At 52.2% G+C, this 24,374-nt stretch carries 18 protein-coding genes and 1 CRISPR repeat array (1 of these 19 only partly in view); of the genes, 12 read left to right on the forward strand and 6 right to left on the reverse strand.

The window, feature by feature from the left end:
• Window positions 1–88: 88 nt before the first annotated feature.
• The 3 genes from MT343_RS07535 to MT343_RS07545 all read right to left on the reverse strand — a co-directional run bounded on the left by MT343_RS07535 (window position 89) and on the right by MT343_RS07545 (window position 4,845).
• Entirely contained in the window at window positions 89–1,552 is a 1,464-nt protein-coding gene (locus tag MT343_RS07535; protein ID WP_145470962.1) for a hypothetical protein, read from the reverse strand.
• A gap of 100 nt (window positions 1,553–1,652) precedes the next feature.
• Window positions 1,653–2,000 (reverse strand): hypothetical protein, encoded by a 348-nt coding sequence (locus tag MT343_RS07540; protein ID WP_145470963.1) that lies wholly within the window; start codon window positions 1,998–2,000, stop codon window positions 1,653–1,655.
• A 1,378-nt stretch (window positions 2,001–3,378) separates the two neighbouring features.
• Window positions 3,379–4,845: a leucyl aminopeptidase gene (locus tag MT343_RS07545; RefSeq protein ID WP_145470964.1), complete on the reverse strand. Its 1,467-nt coding sequence runs from the start codon at window positions 4,843–4,845 to the stop codon at window positions 3,379–3,381.
• Between the two features lie 120 nt (window positions 4,846–4,965).
• Here MT343_RS07545 and lptF point away from each other — a divergent pair, with 120 nt between their 5' ends.
• Both lptF and lptG read left to right on the forward strand, forming a co-directional pair.
• Window positions 4,966–6,036, forward strand: coding sequence for an LPS export ABC transporter permease LptF (gene lptF / locus MT343_RS07550; protein ID WP_243989477.1), 1,071 nt, complete (start codon window positions 4,966–4,968; stop codon window positions 6,034–6,036).
• Entirely contained in the window at window positions 6,036–7,100 is a 1,065-nt protein-coding gene (gene lptG / locus MT343_RS07555; protein ID WP_145470966.1) for an LPS export ABC transporter permease LptG, read from the forward strand. The genes lptF and lptG overlap by 1 nt, the downstream gene beginning before the upstream one ends.
• Window positions 7,101–7,154: 54 nt before the next feature.
• Here lptG and MT343_RS07560 read toward each other — a convergent pair whose 3' ends face one another.
• Window positions 7,155–7,628: an RDD family protein gene (locus tag MT343_RS07560; protein WP_186436039.1), complete on the reverse strand. Its 474-nt coding sequence runs from the start codon at window positions 7,626–7,628 to the stop codon at window positions 7,155–7,157.
• Between the two features lie 158 nt (window positions 7,629–7,786).
• Between MT343_RS07560 and menA the strand changes: the two genes are divergently transcribed.
• Together menA and pdxH are read left to right on the forward strand one after the other, a co-directional pair.
• Window positions 7,787–8,641, forward strand: a complete 855-nt coding sequence (gene menA / locus MT343_RS07565) for a 1,4-dihydroxy-2-naphthoate octaprenyltransferase (protein ID WP_145470968.1) — start codon at window positions 7,787–7,789, stop codon at window positions 8,639–8,641.
• Window positions 8,642–8,729: 88 nt separating this feature from the next.
• Entirely contained in the window at window positions 8,730–9,368 is a 639-nt protein-coding gene (pdxH, locus tag MT343_RS07570; RefSeq protein WP_145470969.1) for a pyridoxamine 5'-phosphate oxidase, read from the forward strand.
• A gap of 81 nt (window positions 9,369–9,449) precedes the next feature.
• On the opposite strand, the gene MT343_RS07575 is transcribed toward pdxH, so the two are convergent.
• On the reverse strand, window positions 9,450–10,397 hold the full coding sequence (locus MT343_RS07575) for a fructosamine kinase family protein (RefSeq protein WP_145470970.1): 948 nt from the start codon (window positions 10,395–10,397) through the stop codon (window positions 9,450–9,452).
• A gap of 290 nt (window positions 10,398–10,687) precedes the next feature.
• Between MT343_RS07575 and MT343_RS07580 the strand changes: the two genes are divergently transcribed.
• A complete protein-coding gene (locus MT343_RS07580; protein WP_186436040.1) occupies window positions 10,688–11,335 on the forward strand; it encodes a peroxiredoxin-like family protein in 648 nt (215 codons plus the stop codon).
• 102 nt (window positions 11,336–11,437) lie between these two features.
• Entirely contained in the window at window positions 11,438–12,679 is a 1,242-nt protein-coding gene (locus MT343_RS07585) for an MBL fold metallo-hydrolase (RefSeq protein ID WP_145470972.1), read from the forward strand.
• A 140-nt stretch (window positions 12,680–12,819) separates the two neighbouring features.
• Here MT343_RS07585 and MT343_RS07590 read toward each other — a convergent pair whose 3' ends face one another.
• Complete coding sequence (locus MT343_RS07590) at window positions 12,820–13,893, reverse strand: hypothetical protein (RefSeq protein WP_145470973.1); 1,074 nt, start codon at window positions 13,891–13,893, stop codon at window positions 12,820–12,822.
• A gap of 320 nt (window positions 13,894–14,213) precedes the next feature.
• Here MT343_RS07590 and cas1f point away from each other — a divergent pair, with 320 nt between their 5' ends.
• The 6 genes from cas1f to cas6f are packed head-to-tail and all read left to right on the forward strand — an operon-like array spanning window position 14,214 to window position 22,664.
• Window positions 14,214–15,191: a type I-F CRISPR-associated endonuclease Cas1f gene (cas1f, locus tag MT343_RS07595; protein WP_145471013.1), complete on the forward strand. Its 978-nt coding sequence runs from the start codon at window positions 14,214–14,216 to the stop codon at window positions 15,189–15,191.
• The gene (cas3f, locus tag MT343_RS07600) at window positions 15,188–18,631 is read left to right on the forward strand and encodes a type I-F CRISPR-associated helicase Cas3f (RefSeq protein WP_145470974.1); all 3,444 of its coding nucleotides are present in this window, start codon (window positions 15,188–15,190) and stop codon (window positions 18,629–18,631) included. Before cas1f ends, cas3f begins: the two co-directional genes overlap by 4 nt.
• A gap of 56 nt (window positions 18,632–18,687) precedes the next feature.
• A complete protein-coding gene (gene csy1 / locus MT343_RS07605) occupies window positions 18,688–20,025 on the forward strand; it encodes a type I-F CRISPR-associated protein Csy1 (RefSeq protein ID WP_145470975.1) in 1,338 nt (445 codons plus the stop codon).
• A complete protein-coding gene (csy2, locus tag MT343_RS07610; RefSeq protein WP_243989478.1) occupies window positions 20,022–21,047 on the forward strand; it encodes a type I-F CRISPR-associated protein Csy2 in 1,026 nt (341 codons plus the stop codon). Before csy1 ends, csy2 begins: the two co-directional genes overlap by 4 nt.
• 23 nt (window positions 21,048–21,070) lie before the next feature.
• Window positions 21,071–22,093, forward strand: a complete 1,023-nt coding sequence (gene csy3 / locus MT343_RS07615) for a type I-F CRISPR-associated protein Csy3 (RefSeq protein ID WP_145470977.1) — start codon at window positions 21,071–21,073, stop codon at window positions 22,091–22,093.
• Between the two features lie 4 nt (window positions 22,094–22,097).
• Window positions 22,098–22,664, forward strand: a complete 567-nt coding sequence (gene cas6f / locus MT343_RS07620; protein ID WP_145470978.1) for a type I-F CRISPR-associated endoribonuclease Cas6/Csy4 — start codon at window positions 22,098–22,100, stop codon at window positions 22,662–22,664.
• 129 nt (window positions 22,665–22,793) lie between these two features.
• Window positions 22,794–24,374: a CRISPR direct-repeat array (repeat unit 28 nt; unit sequence GTTCGCTGCCGCATAGGCAGCTCAGAAA) (it continues 68 nt past the right edge of the window).

The raw sequence follows: 24,374 nt of genomic DNA on the forward strand, positions 1-24,374 counted from the left end.
CGGGCCGAGCGATAGCGAGATCCAGTCCGCGCTTTTTACGGGCGATGTGCTTGGCCTTGTATGGTTCAATTTTCATTGTTAACCGCGGCTATTCTGCCAACCATCCCAGCTCAGTCGCATAGTTTTTAAGTTTTGTTAGGATATATTGCGCAACACTTGATCGATTACTCGAGTTAAGAAATTCTCCTTTCCTCCAAGTGTACTCAACACACTGTACTCTATCGGGGAAGTAGACAGCATTGTCCGGTATTAGCGGGCAGAAAGGCAGCTTTTCTTCCGATGTGACTTTTCTGAACTCCACCCCCTCAGCATTTAGAAGTTGTTCTATTCCCGTCGCCAATATTTCATTCAGTCTTTTATCTTTTCCCAAATTAAATCCGTCTTCCGCTAAAAGCTGGAAAGCTGCCGAAGCTTCATCCCCTGGCGTTCCTCGCGTCTCAAAACGTGACATTGATGCACTCGTTAGGTACTTGCCAAGGTCGCTGCGCAAAAGGTCGCGGACTCCACGAGCTGGTCCGTAACGTCGATAACCAGCACTATCGAAAAGCGGCATTTCATCGGAGAAGTTTCTAATGCATGAAGCGGCAGACGTAGGAGGCAAACATAGAGCGCCGGCGCTCAGCTGAACTATGGTTCTGGTTAACAGACCTCGTCTTTGATCCCACCACTTGCCAATTGTGCTCTGTGGAGTGACAGAGATTAGAGCATGGCCATCTAGCAGACCGTACCTGTTCGCAGAGGTGACTTGAGTGAGCACGCCTGGATCAACGCTTTCGCTAGCAAAAACCACTACAACCCCTATCTGGGTCTCAAGCTCCCTACGCAAACTCATAATCTGCTTATTAAAATCTGACGATATTTTTCTAAGAAATGCGCCAATCGTATGAAATTCGCTTGGTACGTAATCCGCTGGATCAACGCCTAACTCTTCGAGGTGGGAAATACTATTGGAAAGCGACAGCGTATGCCGCGCTATCTCCTGCCATGTATCCTGAGCGGGGCCTTCACAAATTAACGGTAGGTCAACTGAGGCTTCTCCTGCAATGCCCACGTATCGTTCTGCTAAGCTCTCAGCGATTTTAATATCAGTTTCGGGCCAGAATAGAACAACCGGAACACCGGCAGCATTAGTACGTAAGAATCTCTTTATAGCTGCCAGCTCAGCATCACTGGGAGGGTTGTTCTCACGGTGATCAATATTAATTGGAATGATCTTGGAGTTATCTGCAGGAAATTTCTTAGCGAATTCCTTGGCTGCCTCACTCAGTTCATCGTGTGTGAGGTCTCCCTCATACTGCAGGGAAGATGTAAATGCACCCGGCACCCATTGGGCAGCGTTCATCGCAAATGTAGTCTTTCCAACACCAGTTTTACCACTGAGAGGCACAAGTATTCCCTCTCGACGTGTTCGAATTTCATCGGCCAGGCCCTGTAGAACCTCGATGTTCTTATCCGAGGGCTTCACCAGCAAATTTGCGACTTCATTGCCCAAGTGCTCACAAAGGCGTTCGTATCGATCCGGTAGAACAAGTTCGTTTAATACGTGCTGCATTCTTATGCCTATAAATATGGGAAATCTTAGATTCGGCGGCTAACGCCCGCGTAATAGGCGCGAGCTTGCGAGCGTCCTAATTGACGCGCTTGTTAACTTTTTATCCCGTATACCGCTCGTTGGTTTGCGGGTCATATAGTGGGCAACCAAACTCTTTGCCGATATCAATGAACACATTCATCCATTCTCCCGGCTCGCCACAGCAATCAATTCGTACATGCTGTGTACTCGAGGACACTTGAAAAGAGTTACTTTTACCTTCCCAATCAAGAAATCCATGATTTTGTTCAGTTCCAGGAAACTCTTGAATGATTCTTTTGTAAAAGCTCTCAACATCAATCTGGTTAAGGCCGTCAACAGGTAAACCATCTGACAAGCTACGGTATACATCCAGAGGCTTCCCTTTAAAGCCTGCTGGTTCATTCCAGAAATTTAAGTCGTAGCTCATAATCTACCCATAAAGTTAACAGTTTCTTAGTAGGCATGCTCATTAACACACCTAAACCCTTGTTCAGATTCCCAGCCTAAACCACTGTCCTGACTGTAAAAGTCATCGTTATTTTCTTTCTTGTCAGGATATCAACGCGCATGCGCACGTTTACCCTGAACCATTCTTTACACTTTGCGCGTTATCACTTTTCGCAGAATCTTAAGTGATTGATTTTCTTACATTCTTTCTGTTCCGAAGGTGTCAATCTGCGCATGCGCGTTTTGCTACCTGAGCGTAAACGTGCATCAGATTCAGCAATCAGCAAAATATACTGGTTGCTTGTACATTGTTTTTCTCTGGCAATTTTCAGTGCTTTTCCGGCGGTGAAAATCGTTCGGTGATGCTTGTATCCCAGACACGCTGCCGCTCGTCCTTGTATACGCAGGGCAGGAATCGCGTGGCTTTATCATTCGGGATTGTAAGCGAGGAGGGCATGTGTCCGGACGGTGTGTTCGTACGATATAGCGGCATCCCTGCTTTGGTTCGAGAGTACTGAAATTTGGGGTTGGGTTCAACAATTGATAAAACTGGTTACAAGTGGCAAGAGGCGACAATGGCTTTGGTGGGCAGTGCCCACCCTACCTATCAGCGTGAGGTAGGGCTGGCCTGTCGCGGATAAGATCCGCTCCTACAGTGCACAGTCTGCTTTGAAATATGGCTTCGCGTGATGGTTTGTGCGCTTGCAGGGCGCCGTTTTAAACAATCCGCCAGCCCTTGCAGTTACAGTTGCATTCCCACGCGGAGCGTGGGAACGAGAAAGCAGAGCGTGGGAACGAGAAGAAGCGTATGGCTGGTTTGTCGCGGATAAGATCCGCTCCCACAGTGCACAGCCTGCTTTGAAATATGGCTTCGCGTCATAGTTTGTGCGCCTGCAGGGCGCCGGGTTGAATGATACTGCGCCGGTACGTCCCGGCATGGATGCCGGGCGAGCGAATAGGCCCATGGACGGGCCATTATTCGTGTTACCGGGATGGCAGGATTATTCAACGCGGGTTAAGTCCTGCACAGCGCGAAGCGGGCCGATTGTGTGCTCCTGCACAATCTGCATTTCCGCCATCCATGGCGGTCAGGAGTAAGCGCCCGACCGGCGTGAGGGGTAAGACCCCTCAAAGAGGTCATAGGGCCTGGCTTCAGCCAGAAAAGCCAGCCCGCGCAGCGGCATCAAACCTTTAGACGAGATCAGAACCAACGAGGCGAACGGCCACAAAATAAACCAGATATCGCGGCTGAAAGCCGCTCCCACAATGCACAGCCTAGAGTGACACTATGCCACTCCAGGCTATAGGAAAGTAGTGGCCAACACTTGGGTTGGCCGTTTTTTATGCTCTGCTACCGCTTACTTCGCCAGCAAATAATTCACCAATAAAGGCACCGGACGTCCGGTCGCGCCTTTGGTTTTACCACCGGTATTCCATGCTGTACCGGCAATATCGAGGTGCGCCCATGGCGTGCCTTCGGTAAAGCGCGACAGGAAGCAGGCGGCGGTGGTGGCACCGGCCAGCGGGCCGCCGATATTGGCGATGTCGGCAAAGTTGGAATCCAGCAGTTCCTGATAATCGTCTTCCAGTGGCAGACGCCATACTTTGTCACCGCTGTGGCTGGCGGCATTCTGCAGTTCACCGGCCAGTGCTTCGTCGGTGGTGAATAAACCGGAATTAACGCGACCCAGAGCGGCCATACAGGCACCGGTCAGGGTAGCGATATCAACGATGGAGGCCGGTTTAAAGTTGTCGATGCCGTAGGTCAGGGCATCGCACAGCACTAAGCGGCCTTCGGCGTCGGTGTTGAGAATTTCGATGGTTTTGCCGGACAAACTGGCAACGACGTCACCGGGCTTGCTGGCATGACCGGCGGGCATATTCTCGGCGCTGGTGATCATGCCGATGACATTGATGGCGGGTTTTAATGTCAGCAAGGCCTGCATGGTGCCGAGCACGGAAGCGGCGCCACACATATCGTATTTCATTTCATCCATGCCCAGACCCGGCTTGAGGCTGATGCCGCCGGTATCAAAGGTGATGCCTTTACCCAGAATCATATGCGGTGCGGCGTTTTTATCGGCGGCACCGTTGTATTTCATGATGATCATTTTGCCCGGCTCAGACGAACCTTTGGCGACGGAAACAAAGGCACCGGCGCCCATTTCTTCCAGCTGGTCTTCATCCAGAATGGTAACGTCCAGCGCGCCACTGGCGGCCAGCGCCTGTGCCTGCTCGGCCAGATAACTAGGGGTACAGATATTCGGTGGCATATTGCCGAGGGTTTTGGCGTAAGCCACGCCCTGAGCCACGGCTTCGCCTTTGTTCAGCGCGGCGCTGACATCGCTGCCCAGCCAGATAATGCTGTCGGGCTGGCGAACGTCGTCATCCTGCTTGCTTTTGGTTTCGGTAAAACGGTACAGCGCGTTGCCGAAGGCCATGGCGCTTTGTTCTGCCAGCCATTCTTCGCTCAGGTTATCATTGGCCAGTTCATTCAGGGCCAGCGCGATGCTGCCGGAAAAACCGCTGCTGGCGCTGGCGATGGCGTTCAGCACTTTAACCGCGCTGCTGCGGGTCAGGGCGTCTTTACCGGTGCCAATCAGTAATACGCGGCTGGCCTTTACCCCGGCAACGGCCGGCAGTAACAGGGTCTGGGCCAGTTTACCGCTGATGTCTTTGTCATCGATGCGGGCCTGAATAAAACCGTTACTGGCATTATTGATGGCAGCGGCGGCGTCAGACAGCTTGCCTGACTGGTCGAGAGTGACCACAATACAGCTGGCTTGAACATCGGCGGCAGAATTCGTGGAAATCTGATATTGCATGATGGCTCCTGACGGGAAAAGAAAGGGCGGTGTTGCCTGCCCGTTTGACTCAAAGATGCGTTCAAGTGTACGAAAATCAAGGGCGGAACACAGCCGTTTGTTAGCAATAAGGTAAGTATTTTGATTCTTTTCCGTTATCTGGCCCGGGAACTGGCCGGCTCACTGGTGGCAGTGACCACTGTGCTGCTGATGATCCTGATGAGTGGTCGTCTGATTCAGCAGCTGGCGGCGGCGGCGGCCGGTGAGGTGTCGCTGGATATTGTGTTTTTTACCCTGCTTTTGCGTTTACCGTCTTTTCTGGAAATGATTCTGCCATTGGCGCTGTTTATTTCCATCCTGCTGACCTATGGCCGTCTGTACGCAGAAAGCGAGATGACGGTTCTCACCGCCACCGGTTTTTCGGATAAAAAATTACTCGCTTACACCATGATTCCGGCGCTGTTTCTGACCCTGCTGGTGGCCAGTTTTACCCTGGTGCTGAGCCCCTGGGGCGCGCAGAAAATGGAAAACCTGTATGAAAAACAATCGAAATTAACCGAGTTTGAATTACTGGCGCCGGGGCGTTTTCAGAGTACCGCTACAGGCTCTCGTGTGACTTATACCGAATCGCTGTCGGGCGACAAAACCCAGATGCACCAGGTGTTTATTGCCGATGGCAACACGCTGCTTCTGGCTGAACGCGGCACTCAGTATGTCAGTGATGAAACCGGCTCACGCTTTCTGGAATTGCATAAAGGCCGCCGTTACGACCTGACTCCGGGCAGTGCGCAGCTGCAGGTGCTGGATTTTGATTTATACGGCGTAAAAATCGCTGACGAGCCGGAAGAGCGGCGCAAGCTGCGCAAAGAAGCGGTGCCAACGCTGGAACTGATCGGCTCGGCTGAACCTAAGCATCAGGCGCAGCTGCAGTGGCGTATTTCATTAATTTTAATGGTGCCCATTGTCACCCTGATTGCTTTCCCGTTATCCAAAGTGAATCCGCGTCAGGGGCGTTTTGCCCGGCTGTTTCCCGCCATCGTGTTATTTATGGTGTATATCTCGCTGCTGATCGCCATGACCGGCATGATTGAAAAACGTACGCTCAATCCGGCCATCGGCCTGTGGAGTCTGCATATTGTTTATCTGCTGATTGCGGCGGGTTTGTTGTTACTGCCGGAGTGGATTCGCCGGCGCAAGATTAAGGGCCTGTAATGAATCAGCTGGATTCCTACGTCGCACGTAATGTGTTTATGGCCACGCTGGTGGTCATTATTGTGATTGTTGGCCTGGATGCGATTTTTACCTTAGTAGACGAGCTCGATCAGCTGAAAGGCGATTATCAGTTTGCTCAGGCGCTGGAATTTATGGGCCTGCGTCTGCCGCGCCGTGCTTATGAATATATGCCGATGGCCTGTCTGATCGGTTGTCTGGCTGGTCTTGGCAGTATGGCTGCCAACAGCGAATTAACGGTAATGCGTGCTGCCGGTATTTCCGTAGCGCGCATCAGCATCTCTGTGCTCAAGCCAATGGCGGTACTGATGGTTTTCAGCCTGCTGCTGGCTGAGTTTGCTATTCCGACGCTGGAGCGTATTGCCCAGTCACAAAAAGCCGTAGCCCAGGGCAAAGGCGATGTGCTGTCGAATAAGGGCAAGGGTTACTGGCACCGTGAAGGCTACGATTTTATGCGTTTTACCGCGGTTGAGCCCGGTGGCGTACTGCACGGTGTCACCCTGTATGAATTTGATGTCGACCGCGAGCTGCAGCGGGTACGCACAGCGCAGCGGGCGATTTATCAGCGCTCGCACTGGCAGATGGAAGACGTGCAGGATGTATTGTTGCTGGGGGATCGTACCGAAGTGCGGCGTTTTCCTACCGCTTCATGGGATACCGAGTTAACCCCGGAAAGCCTCAGTGTGGTGATGATACAGCCGCGTGATATGTCGATTTCCAACCTGTTCAGCTATACCCATTATCTGGCTAAGCAGGGGCTGAATGCCGACAACTATTTATTATCCTTCTGGCGTAAGGTCACGCAGCCTTTAGGTACCTTTGCGCTGGTGATTCTGGGTATTTCTTTTATTTTCGGGCCGTTGCGCGCAGTGACACCGGGTTACCGGATTTTCTCCGGTATTCTGGTCGGGCTGGTGTACAAATACGCGGAAGAACTATTGGCACCGGCCAGCATTGTGTTCGGTTTTGCGCCCATCTGGGCGAGCATTATTCCGATTGCCGGCTGCTTTTTGCTGGGTGTGCTGCTGATGCGTAAGGCGGGGTAAGCGCCCCGGCCAGTTTGGGATGGCGCGGGGCGTGGGCAGGGGTCGGAAGGGCGTTTATTTCATGTTTTTCGGGATATAAACCATACGCGTCAGAGAGGCGATGTCGTGCCAGCTGCGTTGTTGTTTATCAAACAGCATCCACCAGAAGCCGAGGCCCACAAACAACAGCGAGAAAAAACCAACCCCGGTGCGCAGCATACATTGGCTCAGCTGAATGCCAGTGCCGTTATTGTTTTTGTTGTTATCGCTGTTGTCGTTCAGCAGTTTCAGTCCCCAGGCTTTCATACCAATGGTCTGGCCGCCACGACGCCAGGAATGGCTGTAATAAAGAAAGCAGATAATAAACATGACGGACATCGACATCGCCGGGCTGAGACGCACAAACTCCGGACTGCCGATGATTTTGGATACAGCGGTGACCAGCAGGCCGCCGAGCATAATATAAAGAGCAATCAGAACCAGAGCATCGTAAGCCAGCGCCGCAAGACGGCGGGAAAGCGGAGCGGTCGGGTAATTCTGATCAGACATAACAACACCTGTAACGGTCGGCAAAGAACAGGCGCGCATCATAGCAAAAGAGCTGCGTCCTGACTGCCAAAGCAAGCCGCAGACGGGTAAGAAAGCGTCAGCTGTGCACTTTGCCCGCTGACAGCCCGATGTATAAGGGCAAGTGATAAGGACAATTTGTGAACAAACAACAGGCCTGGGTTCTGGCCGCACGACCCAAAACCTTACCGGCGGCACTGGCACCGGTATTACTCAGCCAGAGTATGGCAGCGGCGGCCGGGGGATTTTCCTGGTCGCTGGCGCTGGTGATTCTGCTGTGTGCACTGGCACTGCAGGTGGCGGTGAATATTGCCAATGACCTGTTCGATTTTCAGCGTGGCATCGATGACGGCGTGCGCCTTGGTCCGGCGCGGGCAGCACAATCGGGCTGGCTCAGTGTGCGTGAGCTGCAGGGCGGGCTGATCCTGAGCTTATTGCTGGCTGTTATCAGCGGTGGCTGGCTGGTATTGCAGGGCGGCTGGCCCTTTGCCTTGCTGGGGCTGGCCTCAGTGCTGGGGGTACTGGCTTACAGTGCCGGCCCGGTGCCGCTGGCTTCCCATGGCTTGGGGGAGGTGACAGTCTTTCTGTTTTTCGGTTTGCTGGCAGTGTGCGGCAGTTATTATCTGCAGCGCCAGACATTGCCGCCGGATGTGTGGCTGGCGGCGGTACAGATGGGTTTGCTGACGGCGGCCATTATGCTGGTGAATAATCTGCGTGACCGCGACAGCGACGCGCTGGCTGGCAAAACCACTCTGGCACTGTGGCTGGGGGAGCGTGCCACCCGGTTGGTGTATGCCGCGCTGATTTTATTGCCCTTTGTCTTGTTACCAACGAATATTCTGAGCTTTGTCTGGTGTGCGTTGCCGGCCGCACTGTGGCTGGTGCTGCGCATCTGGCGGCGTTATGGCATAAAGCTGAACCGGCAGCTGGCTCAGACCGCGTTGTTTTGTCTGTTGTTTGCATTGCTGCGTGCGTTTGATTTTCTCGCGTTTTAAACCGCTCAGGGCGACAGATCAATATTCAGAACGATTGCAAAGGTTAGACTTTCAGCATCGTTATTATGAACACAGGCAGGAGAGTTAAATGGTTAATTTAGGTGATATCCGTCGGCAATACACTCAGGGCCGGTTAGACGAACAAACGGCAGCGGCCGACCCTATGACTCAGTTTCATGCCTGGTTTGAGCAATACCGTGGCACTAACCCACTGGAGCCAACCATTATGACGGTTGCTTCGGTTGATGCCGCAGGCCAGCCCTGGCAGCGTATTCTGCTGTTGAAGGCCTACGACGAAAATGGCTTCGTATTTTTTACCAATTACGACAGTAATAAAGGCCAGCACTTTGCTGATAACGCTCACGCCAGTCTGCATTTTTTCTGGATCAATCTGGAGCGTCAGGTTCAGGCTCAGGGCCTGGTAGAAAAAATCAGCCGTGCCGAGGCTGAAGCCTATTTTCACTCCCGTCCACGGGAAAGCCAGCTTGGTGCCTGGGCGTCAGCGCAAAGCCGTCCTCTGGCCGACCGCGCTACGCTGGAGGCTAAGTTTGCTGAGGTATCTGAGCAGTACGCCGGGCAGGACGTACCGCTGCCGGATTACTGGGGTGGCTATCGCCTGAAACCTGCGCGTATGGAATTCTGGCAGGGTGGTGAGCATCGTCTGCATGACCGGCTGGAATATTCTATGGCAGCCGGTGAATGGAAAAAACAGCGCCTGAATCCTTAAGATAAAAATGCTTGAAATAAAAAAGCCCGGAATTTCCGGGCTTTTTTATGCGTTAGGGTTTAAGCCCATTTATAGCAGAGATCAGAGCTTTGCCATTAACGCTTCGGCCTGAGGAATATAGCTTCCACCAAACAGCAAAGCATGATTTAACAGATGATAGAGCTGATACACCGGGCGACGTTTTTCATAGTTGGCAGATAACGGATTGATACTTTCATAACCGTCGTAGAATTTTTTCGGGAAGCGGCCGAATAACTCGGTCATCGCCAGATCGGTTTCGGCATCGCCGTAATAGCTTGCCGGATCAAATAATACCGGGTAAGACAATTGTTTATCCGGATTAAAGCCAATATTACCCGACCATAAATCGCCGTGCAGTAACGAAGCATCGGGCTGGTGGCAGGCCAGTATCTCACTGGCGCGCTGTAAGGCTTTCTGACTGTGCGCCAGGCGGATACCGCGTTCAAGCAGTTGCGTGAGTAAGGGCTGCAGACGCTGGCCGATAAAAAATTCACGCCAGCTTTCCTGCCAGCGGTTGTCCTGAGCGGTTTCGCCACACCAGGTCATACGCTCGAAACCATAGCCTTTATCTGTGGTGTGGTGGTGCATCTGCGCCAGTTGCTGCCCGGCACTGAACCAGTCACCGTGTACTGCCAGAGGTATATGCTGCAGGATAAGATATGCCATCGGCTGGATATCCGGCTGTTTAACTGAGCCGAGTGCCAGTGGTGCGCAGGCTGCGATGGTTTGCGTGGCCATCATCCGCAGCAGGCATTCCTGTTCAGCAGCAAAGCGCGGCAGATAAGCCAGCTCCTGGCATTTAATAAAAAATGCGCCGGCAGCCGTCTGCACACTGAACTGCAGCTGATTTTTATGTTGATGGCGGCTGAAGCCGCGCAGATCGGCTGCGGAAGGAAACAGCAGCCTGTTATTTACCGCATCGGCCAGAACATCGCGGAGTAATGGCTGAGCTGTATGGTCGTCATGGTAACCGGGTGCACGCTCATCAAGGGCAAAAGCATGGTTCATAGCACAACACTCTGACGGTTAAACAGTTGTACAGTGTATGGCGGTAAAGACAGAAATAATGCTTAGCAGTTAACACTTTCATACCCTGGGCTGAGCATTTTATCGGGCTTTTACCAAGAGATTACGTTCCGGTTACGGAGTGTTAACAGAATATTGATCGCCACTTCTTTCGCACGTTTACGGTTATCAAAAGAAGTAACAGAAAAGCATCGTAAGAAATGCACCGCTACAGCGACAACAGGCAGAGAGTTTTAACCCGTGGCGTGCACAGGCCCTATAAAGGAACAGTAATGAATCAGCCAGCATCTCCCCAACCGCAAAACAATAACAGTGACGGCAATAAAAATATCCCGGCCGGAGAACCTCCGGTATCGGGCAGATTGCAGCCAGGGCAAAAGATACCCACCTTTGAATTACCGGCGCTGGATGGCACTGTGTTCAGCAGCACGCAGTTGCTGGGAAAACCTGCCTTGCTGGTGTTCTTCCGCTTTGCTGCTTGTCCATTCTGCAATTTACGCTTACATCGCCTGTTGCAGTTGAAAGCGCAACTGCCAGAGGATTTTCAGGTGGTGGCCGTGTTTGATTCCTCGCTGGATGATCTGCGGACCTATTCAGAACGCCACGATTCAGCCTATCAGATTCTGGCGGATGCCAAAGCCCGCATTCACCGTCGTTTTGGTGTGCAATATTCCTGGCTGGGAGTGGTTAAAGGAATGCTGTTGCGCTTGCCGACCGTGCTGTATTCCATGATGGTAAAAGGATACTGGCCGAGCGCTTTCAGTGGTGCATTACACACCATGCCGATGAACTTCTTTATAGATGCCAATGGCGTGATCCGGCGGGCGTATTATGGCCGCGACGAGGGGGATCATCCGCCCCTGGATGATGTCTTGGCTTTTGCCCATCAGCAGACTGAGGCGTTACAGAGCCCCGATTAATTTATTGGAGAGAACACAGTGGTCGTCTGAAATGGTTTATTAATAACCATCGGTTACTTAATATAGGGCGATCAAAATGCCCCGGGTGGGTCGGAGGAACACATGAAATACCCCATTCTGGCAGCCGGAGCGGTAACGGTTCTGATTTTATTGGTGGTGATCCCTGTGTTGCTGAGCAGCTGTGCCAGTAACCGTACGCAGAGCAGCATTCAGAGTGAACGGCTGCAACAATCACCACAATACCTGCCTGCAGAAAAGCAGTTTGTGAATCCGGTGCCGCGCCCGTCGCAGGGGCTGAAAGAGGTGGCGGGTATTATCTGGGAAATGGCGACTGGCAAACATCCGCGCTCGGTACCCTCACAGGCCATTCCGGTGCGCTCATTCAATGCCGAAGAGCTGCAACAGCTGCCTGCCGGAGAACATCGCGTATACCGCATCGGTCACTCAACCCTGCTGCTGGCACTTAATGGCGAACTCTGGCTGCTGGACCCGGTATTCTCCGAACGTGCCTCTCCGGTGCAGTGGGCAGGGCCCAAACGCTTTCATCAACCGCCTATTGGGCTGGACGAATTACCCGCACTGACCGGCATTATAATTTCCCATAACCATTACGATCATCTGGATGAAGCCAGCATCCGTGCACTGGCCGACCGGGCAGAAGGCTTTTATGTACCGCTTGGGCTTGGCCAGTATCTGCGTGACTGGGGCGTAAGCGAAGAGCGTATTCATGAACACGACTGGTGGCAGGAAACCCGGGTTGGCGACACCTTATTAGCCGCGACTCCGGCGCAGCATTTTTCCGGCCGTGGCGTGCTGGACGGTGATGAAACCCTGTGGGCATCCTGGGTGATTATCCGCGACGATAAACGTTATTTTTTCAGTGGCGACGGCGGCTATTTTGACGGCTTCAAAAGTATCGGCGAGCGCTACGGCCCGTTCGATTTAACCATGATCGAAAACGGTGCCTACAACCCGCGCTGGGCACATGTGCATATGATGCCGGAGCAGAGTGTACAGGCGCATATCGATTTACGTGGTAAACAGATGCTGCCCATCCATAACAGCACCTTCGACCTTTCTATTCATGCCTGGTACGACCCGCTGGAACAGGTACGGCAGCAGGCCGAACAACGCAATATTGCGCTGGTTACACCGACCATTGGCGAAGGTGTGATTATCGGCAGCGAACAACGTTTCAGTTACTGGTGGCAGCCGTTAATTGAAGAGGAGATTGCAGGGCAGGGAAATAAAAATCAGGAAATGGTTGCGGAAGAGGGGGATAATAGTCGTTTGGCTCAACTGCCAATGGTTCAGAAAACGCTGGGAAAAGCGACCGAGCTTTGACTGCGATACTACCCGAAATTGCAACCGGCAGGCTGTGTCTTTATGGATAGATAGTTGCCTTATATTCTCGGCATCTCTCTATCTGTATTTTCTGTGGTAACGGCAGCATCAGGAAAAAATTGATCTGCTGTCGGTTGTTTCTATTTCCTTCTCCCTCTGAAAGGCTGTGTCATATACAGAGTTGCTGTTCTCGCATATTCTTCGTTGCTCATATTTCCTTTTATCGGCAGGGAATGTGTTGGCGTAGGTAATACATCGTTAGATGAGGAAACATATCCTCCGCCAGTCAAAGCGTTTGTTCCTACCCGTTTTTTATCCCTTACAGGTGAGGTGCATCGCCCGTTTGCTAACCGGCGGTCGCTGGGCAGACTCTTGAATACATTGCTCATATGATGGTTGACCCTGGCTTGTTCTTTGGGGCTAAGGGTTTGATACATATGTTCTACCCGTGATTTAGCCTCCTCACGTTGACTCTCCCAATGATCTTTAATCTGACTGGCCTTAATCTTTTTGGCGTCAACCGCCTGAGACGCCAGGTTTCCGGGTGCCATGCTGGCTACGGTCAGTGCTCCGAAAGTAACAGACGCTACACCTGGCGTCATATCGTTGTCGCGCAGCATATCGACGGTGGTCTTTCGCAACAGGTCGTGAGCTTGTTTCTGCTTGGTGGTTTTTACATTCGACCCAGAATGCCCGGCGCTCCCGCCACCATTAACTTGCGGCACAGACAATATCGTTTGGGCCGTATCCGTTCTCGCACCGTCACCCGCTTTCAGAATTGAATCAACATTGGATTCGTAAAATTTTTCTCCTTTTAACGGGTTTGGAGCCGTGCTGGGAAAGGCACTCAGCCCATTGCCCAGCTGAGTCCGGTTCCACAGGTGATCGGTTGTATCTGTTGTGATCCCCGACTCATGATAACCAGAGCTATATCCATGGACCGTAGGGTTTGATTCAAAACGGAATGCCCCTTTAGTGATTTTTTTCTTCTTAATCGGCAACGGTTTAAAATCAAAAAAACCTCCGCGTTTTTGTTGCACCAGGGTCAGAGTGTTGTCATCCAGTGCTCTGTATGACGGTTTTCCATGATGAACAGTTTTTTGTTTTTTAATGCCTCCTGCACCCGATGTTTTGGACAATTTATGCTTTGAAGCCACGTTCTTCTGTATGGCCTGCTTTTTCTTGGCTTTCTGCTGGTTGTTTTGAGGTGGCATTCCGTTATCTCTCAGAGTTCATTACTCTCGTTCTGTAGCAATCCATGTTCCAGAAAAATATGAATAAAAACTGCCGTTGGCTGCAGAGGGTGGGGCGAAAAAGCCCCATTTGAGCAGGAAAGTGGGGTTTAAATATCAGCATGGTGCTTAATGTTAACCACGGCTACTGGCGCTCGGCTGGTCGTTGCCGAACATTGATTGATTATAAATAAGTCAGTATCTTCATCTGTCACAACATCTAATCGCAGCAGGCATCGCTAAGCGATGAATGCTCAAGTGATACAGGGAAGAAAGGCCGTCAGAGAGGCGGGCAGATGACTATGGATGACTTTTCACCTTCAGATCTGAAAACCATATTGCACTCCAAAAGAGCCAATATTTATTACCTGCAATATTGCCGGGTGTTGGTGAACGGTGGGCGTGTGGAGTACGTCACCGATCAGGGTAAGAAATCTCTCTACTGGAATATCCCGATTGCCAATACCACGACCATTCTGCTTGGCACCGGCACTTCAGTTACCCAGGCAGCGATGCGTGAGCTGGCCAAGGCGGGTGTACTGGTTGGGTTTTGTGGTGGTGGCGGTACTCCGCTGTTCAGCGCGAATGAAATGGATATCGAAGTCGCGTGGTTTTCCCCTCAGAGTGAATACCGGCCAACGGAGTATTTACAGGGCTGGGTGAGGTTCTGGTTCGATGATGAGCTGCGTCTTCAGGCTGCCAAAACGATGCAACTGGCACGGCTTCGGCGGCTTAAAGAGGAGTGGTGCAGGCGTTCTTTTCAGGATCAGGGCTTTAACGTTGATACCGTAAGGCTCAACCAGTTACTCGCTGGCAGTGAAGAAAGAATACCGCAGCAGAGGGACACAACTGGTTTACTTACAGAAGAAGCCCGCCTGACCAAAGCGTTGTTTAAACTGGCAGTCGATACGGTCAATTACGGTGATTTTACCCGCGCCAAACGAGGTGCAGGCACCGATCCTGCCAACCGCTTTCTTGATCACGGCAATTATCTGGCGTATGGCCTGGGCGCTACTGCCACCTGGGTTTTAGGTTTACCGCATGGTTTGGCGGTATTACATGGTAAAACCCGGCGTGGCGGTCTGGTATTTGATGCCGCTGATTTAATTAAAGATGCCTGCATTCTGCCGCAGGCGTTTTTATCGGCCATGCGTGGTGACGATGAACAGGCATTCCGTCAGAACTGCATTGAAGCATTGGCGCGCAGTGAATCTCTTGATTTTATGATTGATACCTTAAAAAACGTTGCGATCGGCACTGCGGGTAAGGGCGTGGCATGAACGTTCTTTTCGTCTCCCAGTGCAGTAAGAATGCTTTAAAAGAAAGTCGCCGTATTCTCGACCAGTTCGCCGAGCGCAGAGGAGAGCGTACCTGGCAAACCGCCATTACGCTGGATGGATTGAATACCTTACGTAAACTCTTACGCAAAACGGCGCGTAAAAATACAGCGGTTGCCTGTCACTGGATTCGCGGCAAAGACCATAGTGAGCTGATGTGGATTGTCGGTGATGCCAGCCAGTTCAATGCCGAGGGTGCAACGCCAACCAATACTACGGCGCGTAATGTATTGCGCCGTGAAGACGAAAATGACTGGCATACCCTTGAAATTATTCGTGTGCTGTCGCAGTTGGCAGCGCTGCTGCACGATCTGGGGAAGGCCAGTGTGGCGTTTCAGGAGCGCTTAAAAGGATTGCGTACAGAGAAAAATCTGTATCGCCATGAATGGGTGTCACTGCGTTTATTTCAGGCATTCGTCGGCACCGATACTGACGAACAATGGCTGCAGCGGCTGGCCGATGAAGCCGCCGATGATCATGCACTCTGGACTTCCGCTGGCCGCTACTGGCGCGATGGTCTGGATGCCGGGGAAAAGAATCGTCACCCTTTCCGCAGCCTGAATGCTCAGGCACCATTGGCTGCGGCTCTTGGCTGGCTGGTCGTTACTCACCATCGCCTACCGCTTAAACCGGCCAGAGATAGCACTGGTAAACAACAGTGGTTCGGTGCCCGGGATGAGCGTCCGGCCCTGCATGAACTTCCGGAACTGTTATCGAAGGTTGCTCACGACTGGAACGAACAGGCACAGGATGCAGAGCAGAAGCATAAAGAAGCCTACTGGGCTATCGAGGGCGGAACCGATGCTTTACCCGCTGTTTCACCCATCTGGCGTAAGCAGGCAGCTAAACTGGCGAAGCGCTTTTTATCGCTGCAGCAAACTCACAGCGAAGACTGGCTGGATAATCCTTATGTAATGCATCTGGCGCGGCTTTGCCTGATGTTGGGAGATCATCATTATTCCAGTCTGGGTTTAACTGCAGCCGATAAACCTGTTGCCGGGCGAGCACCTTTTTTACAGGCTGATCAAACACTGGCTGCGAATACCACGTATAAAAAAAATGGTCAGCGGGTGGTAAATCAATCCTTGCTTGAGCATTTACTAGGGGTTGCACAGGGGGCCGCATCCATCGCCCATGCATTACCCGGTTTTGAACGTTATTTGCCACGTTTGGCCAATCACCGGGGCTTAAGAAAACGCAGCGGTAACCCACGTTTTTCCTGGCAGGATAAAGCCTTTGATGCTGCCACGGCTATCCGCGAAAGCGCCCGGCAGCAAGGTGCTTTTATTATCAATATGGCGTCAACCGGTTGCGGTAAAACATTAGCGAATGCCCGCATTCTTTATGCTCTTGCTGACCCGCAGCAAGGTATGCGCGCAACCTATGCGCTTGGCCTGCGGACACTTACCTTGCAGACCGGGCGCAGCTACCGCAAAGACCTGCATCTGGATGACGATGAACTCGCCATTCAGGTCGGTGGTTCAGCCAGTCGCGATTTATTTAATTATTACGAGCAGCAGGCTGAGCAGAGTGGTTCGGCTTCGGTGCAGGAATTACTCGAAGAAGACAGCCATGTACTGTACGAAGGTAATACCACCGATCATCCATTATTGGAAAAAGCCTTAGCCAATGCCGACATCCGTAAACTGCTATCGGCCCCTATGCTGGTGTGCACGGTCGATCATATGGTGCCGGCCACCGAGTCGCAGCGGGCCGGGCGGCAAATTGCCCCCATGCTGCGTTTAATGAGCAGCGACCTGATTCTGGATGAACTGGATGATTATGATCTTAACGATCTGCCCGGATTAACCCGGCTGGTGTATTGGGCTGGATTATTGGGCAGCCGTGTTATTTTATCCTCGGCAACATTGCCGCCGGCGTTAGTCGCGGGCATGTATATGGCGTACCGTGAAGGTCGTCAGCATTATCTGCATAACCGTGGCGTTAATGGCGCTGTTGCCGGAGCTGTGGCGGATATTCCTTGTCTGTGGGTTGATGAGTTTGGCGTGCAGGTTGAACAGGCTGCAGATGCGGTGGTATTTGAACAACACCACCAGCACTTCATCCGTAAACGTGTCAGTAATTTAGCCAAAGATACACCGTGTCGTCTGGCCGATATCGTTGCCATGAATATCACTGCCCGACAGCCTGATGCGGTGTACTCCGAACTGGCCGGAATTATTCGTGACGGCTGCCTCCGTTTGCACAAAAACCATGCTGAAACCGACCCTGTCGGCGCTAAGCAGGTGAGTTTTGGTATTGTGCGGATGGCCAATATTGAAGCGCTTATTCAGGTAGCCAGAGCGCTTTATGCTCTGGGAGTAAACGATGATGTGCATATTCATCTTTGTGTTTATCACTCCCGATTTCCACTGGTGCAACGCTCGGCCATCGAAAACCTGTTGGATACCGCATTTAACCGCCGCGACCCTCAGGGACAGGCCGTGTATCAGCAACCGTTTATCCGTACTGCTCTGGATAATACCGCTGCGCAGCAGCAGTTATTTGTGGTGCTGGCATCGCCTGTGTGTGAAGTCGGGCGTGACTGGGACGCCGACTGGGCCATTGCCGAACCATCGTCTATGCGCTCGTTAATTCAGTTGGCCGGACGGGTGCAGCGGCACCGCCGTAAAGCACCGCAACAAGCCAATATGTTGCTGCTGGACGCGCCGGTTAAACACTTCACGGGTTTTCATGGTGACGCAGCGGTTTACCAGCGACCGGGTTTTGAAAAAGGCGATGCCGGTAGTCGGTTCCGTCTGAACAGCCATTGGCTGCACGACCTGCTGAGCACGGATGAGTACCGGCACTTAAACGCCGTTCCGCGCATTTTTCCGCGACCGTGCGAAGAGCAGCAACCGCAAAACAGCCTGACTGATCTGGAGCAGGCGCGCATGACGGCCACTATGTACCCGCGGCCAAAACCGGCCAACGTTTCGCGGCGCAACACTAAAATTCAGTGGCTGGAGCAAGATGAGGCGGCTCCGGGCTGGACGCATTCGCGCAACCTGCTGACCGGCGTATTAGCACAGTATCAACCCTTCCGTGATTCCGCCGGTGGCAAAACCCGGACGTTAGTATTCCGCCCTGATGAGGACGAAGAGCAGCTGCTGCTGTGCCGCGTAGAGAAGAACTCATCGGCTCGTGGGCAAAGCCTGTATATACCGGTAGACAGTGGCCACCGACACAACCTGTCGTTAGAACCGGCCCGCGGTATCAGCGCCTGGGTCAATTTCGATTTAATGACCTTAGTGCGTGAACAGGCCGAAGCGCTGGATATATCGTTTGAGTGTTGTGCAGAAAAAATGACAACGGTCGAAGTGTTGGAAAATGATCCGGGATGGTACTGGCATTCTTGGTTGGGATTTTGGAAAAAGAGATAAGCAGTAAACAGTGAGATTATTCAGCAGGAAATCGGAGAGATAAAAGGACATACAATATGGAAATATTGACGGAAAGAGCACAGGCCTTTCGCCAGGCCATTACCGCGTTTATTGATGGGCGGCGGGATGCCAAACTGAAGGGCGATGATAACGATGGCGATATTGCAGCGAAATATGAATATGGCATCTGGCTCGCAGATGCCGCCCGCCGTGTTAATCAGATTCAGGCGGTTACCCATGTACTCAAAGCCACCCACCCGGATGCCAGAGGCAGCAGCCTGCACCTGGCTCCCATTAATCTTCCTCAGCATCGTGAAATCGGCAGCCACCTGCTGGGTGATACTTTTGCCGAAGATATTGTTGGCAATGCCGCCGCGCTGGATGTTTTTAAATTTCTGAAAACCGAAGTGGAAGGCAAGCGGCTGTTTGACTGGATGCAGGAAGCTGACGCCGATTTGCAGGCGGCATTATCAGCCGATGCAGAAACCGCTCAGGAGTGGATGCAGGCCTTCTCATCATTAATCCGCGCAGAAAGCCAGCCCGTATCACACGTGGCGGCCAAACAGCTGTATTGGCTGGTTGGCGAAGAGCCGACCGATAATGCCGAATACCAACTGTTACAGCCATTATTTTCCAGTGCTCTGGCGCATAAAGTACATGCCGATATTCAGGCGGCACGCTTTGGTGAGGAAAACAAACTGGCCCGCCAGGCACGTCGGGAAAACAGCGCTTACGACGGGAGTTATCACGATTATCGTGGTCTGGTTGTGCGCAAGCTGGGTGGCACCAAACCGCAGAATATTTCGCAGCTGAACAGCGAACGGGGTGGGGTTAATTACCTGTTAGCGTCTTTGCCACCACACTGGAATACTTCAGACCGGATTAAGGTGCTTAACGTTGACTCTGTCTTTCATTCTTTTTATTTCTTTGATGACGTTGCTGAGCTGCTGAAAGCGCTGAGCAGTCTGTTGCTGTCTGATCCGGATGCCGTTAAAGCAACCCGTGAAAAGCGTGAAGCACTGGCACAGGCTCTTGGCCAGCAATTGGCTTTATTCGGAGAGAGCATCCGCTTTGCTCAGGAGCCGGGCTGGAGCCAGCACCCGGATTGCCGTTTACCGCAGTGTCAGCGTTTGTGGCTCGATCCTGAACGCATTGAATTACTGCCACGCGAAGAGCATCAGGCCGAAGACGAACAATTTAATGCCGCTTACCAGTGGGGCGACTGGCCGGATGAAATAGCCGGTTATTTTGCCAGCTGGTTAAACGCGCAATTGCATAAAACCGGATTAACAACCGTTGGTGATGCGGAATACACATACTGCGCGAAGCAGGCAATTGTTGATGCTGATGGGCCCGTGTCACTGCAGCATCGTGCACCAGGAGGTGTAGCATGAATTTGCCAGACATCAGCCATTTTCTGGTGATTCCCCGTTTGCGGGTACAAAACGCTAATGCAGTTTCCAGCCCGTTAACCCACGGTTTTCCGTCAATGACCGCCTTTTTGGGCCTGATGTGGGCGCTCGAACGTCAGCTGAAGCAAGCCGGAGTGGAATTACCGCTGAACGCGGTCGGTGTGGTTTGTCATGATCATCAGGAACAGGTGAATGACGGTGGTTTTGTAAAATCCTTTTGTCTGACCCGTAACCCCGTGGATAAAAGCGGAAAAACCGCCGCCATTGTTGAAGAAGGCCGGATTCATATGGACATCAGTCTGGTGTTTGGCGTGAATATCGGCACCGGTGAATGGCAGGATGAATACCCGGCTCAGGTTGCAGACATTCTGAACCGGATGCGTATCGCCGGGGGCACTGTTCACCTGCCGGCCAAACCCTGGCTGCAGCGTTATCAGCCGTTTGCTGTTTCCTGTGGCGAGTCCGCAAAGCTGGCCTCTTTAACACGTAAATTACTCCCCGGCTTTACGCTGGTAGCCCGTGACGATCTGCTTGACCAGCGTTTGGCCGAACTTAAACGTACGCAATCGCAAGCTACCCGGTTGGATGCCTGGTTATCATTAGCGCGCATTAACTGGCACTACCAACCGGTTAAAGAGAGCGCTGAAGAAACAGCAGGCAATACAGCAGAAAACGCAGCAGAAAACGCAGCAGAAAACGCAGCAGAAAACGCAGCAGGAAAAACAAAGGGCGAATGGAAAAACGACCGCACCGGGCAAGGTTGGCTGGTGCCAATTCCGGTTGGGTATGGTGCTCTCAGCGAGGTATATCCGGCAGGAAAGGTAGCCAATACCCGTGATCCGCATACGCCATTTCGCTTTGTTGAAAGCCTTTATTCCATCGGACAATGGATTGCACCTCACCGGCTGACGTCGGTCGAACAGCTGCTCTGGTACGCCGACAGTCAATCCGAAAACGGTTTATACCGTTGCCGCAATAATTTCATTAAAACCCAGAACGATTAAGTGACGAAACAAGGAAAACTATCATGGCTAATGAACTGAAAACCGCTTCTGTACTGGCATTTGAACGCAAACTGGATGTGTCGGATGCGTTGTTATTTTCCGGCAAATGGGATAACCGTTCCGACAGTGACTGGCTGCCCGTTGCTATCCGTGAAAAATCGGTACGGGGTACGATTTCTAATCGCTTAAAAACGAAAGATCAGGACCCGGCCAAGCTGGATGCTGCTATTGAAAATCCTAACCTGCAAACCGTCGATGTAGCCGCATTACCGGCCGATGCCGATACCCTCAAAGTGCAGTTTACACTGCGCGTACTCAGTGGCGTGGGCGAACCGTCTGCCTGTAATGAATCGGCCTACCGCGAAAAATTATTGGCCACCGTTGCCGGTTATATTCAGAGCGCGGGCCTGGGTGAACTGGCCCAGCGTTACGCAGCCAACCTGGCCAACGGTCGCTTTTTATGGCGTAACCGCATTGGTGCAGAACAGGTTGAAGTAACCGTTGCCCGCCTGCAGGGTGGCCGTGCCGTGTCTGAGTGGAGCTTTGCTGCATTAACGCATTCTATGATGGCGCTGAAAGCTCCGGCCGAAGAAACCGACAAATTGTCAGAACTCGCAACACTAATGGAAGCCGGGTTAGCGGGTAAAGAGCATGTGTTACTGCAAATTACCGCTTTTGTACGACTTGGCGAAGGTCAGGAAGTGTTTCCATCGCAGGAATTAATTCTGGATAAAGGCAGCAGTAAAAAAAGCAAAACGCTTTATCAGGTTGCCAATGTTGCAGCCATTCATTCACAAAAAATTGGCAACGCACTGCGTACCATCGACACCTGGTATCCCGATGCGGCAGAAAACGGCCCGATTGCCGTAGAGCCCTATGGTTCTGTTACTACTCAGGGTAAAGCCTATCGTCAGCCAAAAGAAAAAATGGACTTTTATAACCTGCTGGATGGCTGGGTACTGAAAGACAAAGTACCGGAGCAGGAGCAGCAACATTTCGTAATCGCGACATTAATCCGTGGCGGTGTATTTGGTGATGCAGGGTGAGGCTATGACAACACATTACCTTGAGGTAAGCGTGCGGCCAGATCCGGAGACCAGTACTGCTCAGTTACTGGGAATGCTGTACGGGCGCCTGCACCTGGCTTTAGTGCAACAAAAACGCAGCGATATTGGTGTGAGCTTTCCGCAATACAGCCAGAATCCGCGCAGTATTGGCAATGTATTACGACTGCACAGCAGCGAAAGCAGCCTGCTCAGCCTGATGCAGGAAGACTGGTTAAAAGGTATGCGCGACCATGTGCGCATGACCGCGATTCTCCCGGTACCAGACGATGCTGCTTACTGTGTATTCCGGCGTAAACAATTCAAAACCAGCGCCGAACGACTGCGCCGGCGGCGTATGAAGCGCAAAGGAGAAACGGCGGATCAGGCGGCCGAGGCCATTCCTGCCACCATAGAGCGTAAGCCCGATTTACCCTATGTGCATTTACGCAGCCACAGCACGGCTCAGCCGTTCTGTCTGTTTATTGCACGCGGGCCGCGACAGGAAAAACCCGGGCAGGGGGATTTTAACCGTTACGGGTTAAGCCAGCATGCAACGGTACCGTGGTTCTGACCCTTTTTCTTTGGGCTTTTAATTGGCTTTAAAAATCAAAGGGTTAACCCGTATCCCCAAAAAAAGGGGGATGCGGGCTTTCTCTGTAAAGTTCTTTAACAATCAGGGTGTTAGAAAGAATAAGCTCTAGTTCGCTGCCGCATAGGCAGCTCAGAAAATCTGGTCCTTTTCGGCTTCCATCTTTTCTTTGTTCGCTGCCGCATAGGCAGCTCAGAAAATCTGGTCCTTTTCGGCTTCCATCTTTTCTTTGTTCGCTGCCGCATAGGCAGCTCAGAAATCGGTGTACAAGCAGATGGTTGATCAGGATGAGTTCGCTGCCGCATAGGCAGCTCAGAAATTAATCCGCAAACCGTCTTTAGAGTAAAACAAGTTCGCTGCCGCATAGGCAGCTCAGAAAATCGTGGACCGGATGCGTGCAGGGCATGTGCAGTTCGCTGCCGCATAGGCAGCTCAGAAATGCAGGTGGCTGAGTATCCACGATTCATCCAGGTTCGCTGCCGCATAGGCAGCTCAGAAATGTGAGGCACATCAAACGGTCAAGAACTTCCTGTTCGCTGCCGCATAGGCAGCTCAGAAAGTCCGGCGGGCACAGGCCACAACACTATGACGGTTCGCTGCCGCATAGGCAGCTCAGAAAACAACGGCGCGCTCCTTCCATGCAAGCCTGTCGTTCGCTGCCGCATAGGCAGCTCAGAAAACCCGTCTGACCCTATATACAGTAATAGTGCCGTTCGCTGCCGCATAGGCAGCTCAGAAAACTCGGGGTCGAATATCTGGCCGCCCAGAGCGGTTCGCTGCCGCATAGGCAGCTCAGAAATGCGTTACCTGCTGTGGCTGATCCTCTCTGAAGTTCGCTGCCGCATAGGCAGCTCAGAAATGAGCGCTCTGGCTTGTTCTTCCAGATCCATTGTTCGCTGCCGCATAGGCAGCTCAGAAATAAGCCTAACTATGACATTGGCCGAAAATTGAGTTCGCTGCCGCATAGGCAGCTCAGAAATTCTGCACCATTTCGGTGATCTTGTTCAGCAGGTTCGCTGCCGCATAGGCAGCTCAGAAATTTTGCCGGTGCTAAACCGTTCAATTTCCAGCGTTCGCTGCCGCATAGGCAGCTCAGAAACAGCGTATGCACGAATACCGAAGAACTTCCGCGTTCGCTGCCGCATAGGCAGCTCAGAAAGGATAACCGTCGCAGCGCGACATCATAAACAGGTTCGCTGCCGCACAGGCAGCTCAGAAAATCTGAAATTTTCACGATCGTCATAAGTAGCTGTTCGCTGCCGCACAGGCAGCTCAGAAATTCCGAGACCTTAAAAAACAGGCTCATGCCACGTTCGCTGCCGCACAGGCAGCTCAGAAATGCTCTTTCCCTTGCGGGGTTATGGGGACAATGTTCGCTGCCGCACAGGCAGCTCAGAAATTGCCGACCTTGCCGCCAGCATCCAGCAGCTGGTTCGCTGCCGCACAGGCAGCTCAGAAAAGAAACACCACGAACATATTTAACAAACCAAAGTTCGCTGCTGCATAGGCAGCTCAGAAAAATCACATTCAGATCAGAAACCGTTGGTTTATGTTCGCAGCCGCATAGGCAGCTCAGAAAAATCACATTCAGATCAGAAACCGTTGGTTTATGTTCGCTGCCGCATAGGCAGCTCAGAAAAGGCACGCACGCAGCACTTCATACACCGCGTTGTTCGCTGCCGCATAGGCAGC

This window comes from Venatorbacter sp. C2-1 (assembly GCF_022832715.1).
GTDB classification, from domain to species: Bacteria; Pseudomonadota; Gammaproteobacteria; order Pseudomonadales; family Oceanobacteraceae; genus Venatoribacter; species Venatoribacter alkanivorans.

What these genes read in the sequence shown, in the direction of transcription:
- csy1 (WP_145470975.1), top strand. Translation starts at nt 18,688, where the DNA reads ATGGAAATATTGACGGAAAGAGCACAGGCCTTTCGCCAGGCCATTACC.
- MT343_RS07585 (WP_145470972.1), top strand. Translation starts at nt 11,438, where the DNA reads ATGAAATACCCCATTCTGGCAGCCGGAGCGGTAACGGTTCTGATTTTA.
- cas3f (WP_145470974.1), top strand. Translation starts at nt 15,188, where the DNA reads ATGAACGTTCTTTTCGTCTCCCAGTGCAGTAAGAATGCTTTAAAAGAA.
- MT343_RS07545 (WP_145470964.1), bottom strand. Translation starts at nt 4,845, where the DNA reads ATGCAATATCAGATTTCCACGAATTCTGCCGCCGATGTTCAAGCCAGC.
- MT343_RS07575 (WP_145470970.1), bottom strand. Translation starts at nt 10,397, where the DNA reads ATGAACCATGCTTTTGCCCTTGATGAGCGTGCACCCGGTTACCATGAC.
- csy3 (WP_145470977.1), top strand. Translation starts at nt 21,071, where the DNA reads ATGGCTAATGAACTGAAAACCGCTTCTGTACTGGCATTTGAACGCAAA.
- MT343_RS07560 (WP_186436039.1), bottom strand. Translation starts at nt 7,628, where the DNA reads ATGTCTGATCAGAATTACCCGACCGCTCCGCTTTCCCGCCGTCTTGCG.
- pdxH (WP_145470969.1), top strand. Translation starts at nt 8,730, where the DNA reads ATGGTTAATTTAGGTGATATCCGTCGGCAATACACTCAGGGCCGGTTA.
- MT343_RS07540 (WP_145470963.1), bottom strand. Translation starts at nt 2,000, where the DNA reads ATGAGCTACGACTTAAATTTCTGGAATGAACCAGCAGGCTTTAAAGGG.
- MT343_RS07590 (WP_145470973.1), bottom strand. Translation starts at nt 13,893, where the DNA reads ATGCCACCTCAAAACAACCAGCAGAAAGCCAAGAAAAAGCAGGCCATA.
- cas1f (WP_145471013.1), top strand. Translation starts at nt 14,214, where the DNA reads ATGGATGACTTTTCACCTTCAGATCTGAAAACCATATTGCACTCCAAA.
- lptG (WP_145470966.1), top strand. Translation starts at nt 6,036, where the DNA reads ATGAATCAGCTGGATTCCTACGTCGCACGTAATGTGTTTATGGCCACG.
- MT343_RS07535 (WP_145470962.1), bottom strand. Translation starts at nt 1,552, where the DNA reads ATGCAGCACGTATTAAACGAACTTGTTCTACCGGATCGATACGAACGC.
- csy2 (WP_243989478.1), top strand. Translation starts at nt 20,022, where the DNA reads ATGAATTTGCCAGACATCAGCCATTTTCTGGTGATTCCCCGTTTGCGG.
- MT343_RS07580 (WP_186436040.1), top strand. Translation starts at nt 10,688, where the DNA reads ATGAATCAGCCAGCATCTCCCCAACCGCAAAACAATAACAGTGACGGC.
- cas6f (WP_145470978.1), top strand. Translation starts at nt 22,098, where the DNA reads ATGACAACACATTACCTTGAGGTAAGCGTGCGGCCAGATCCGGAGACC.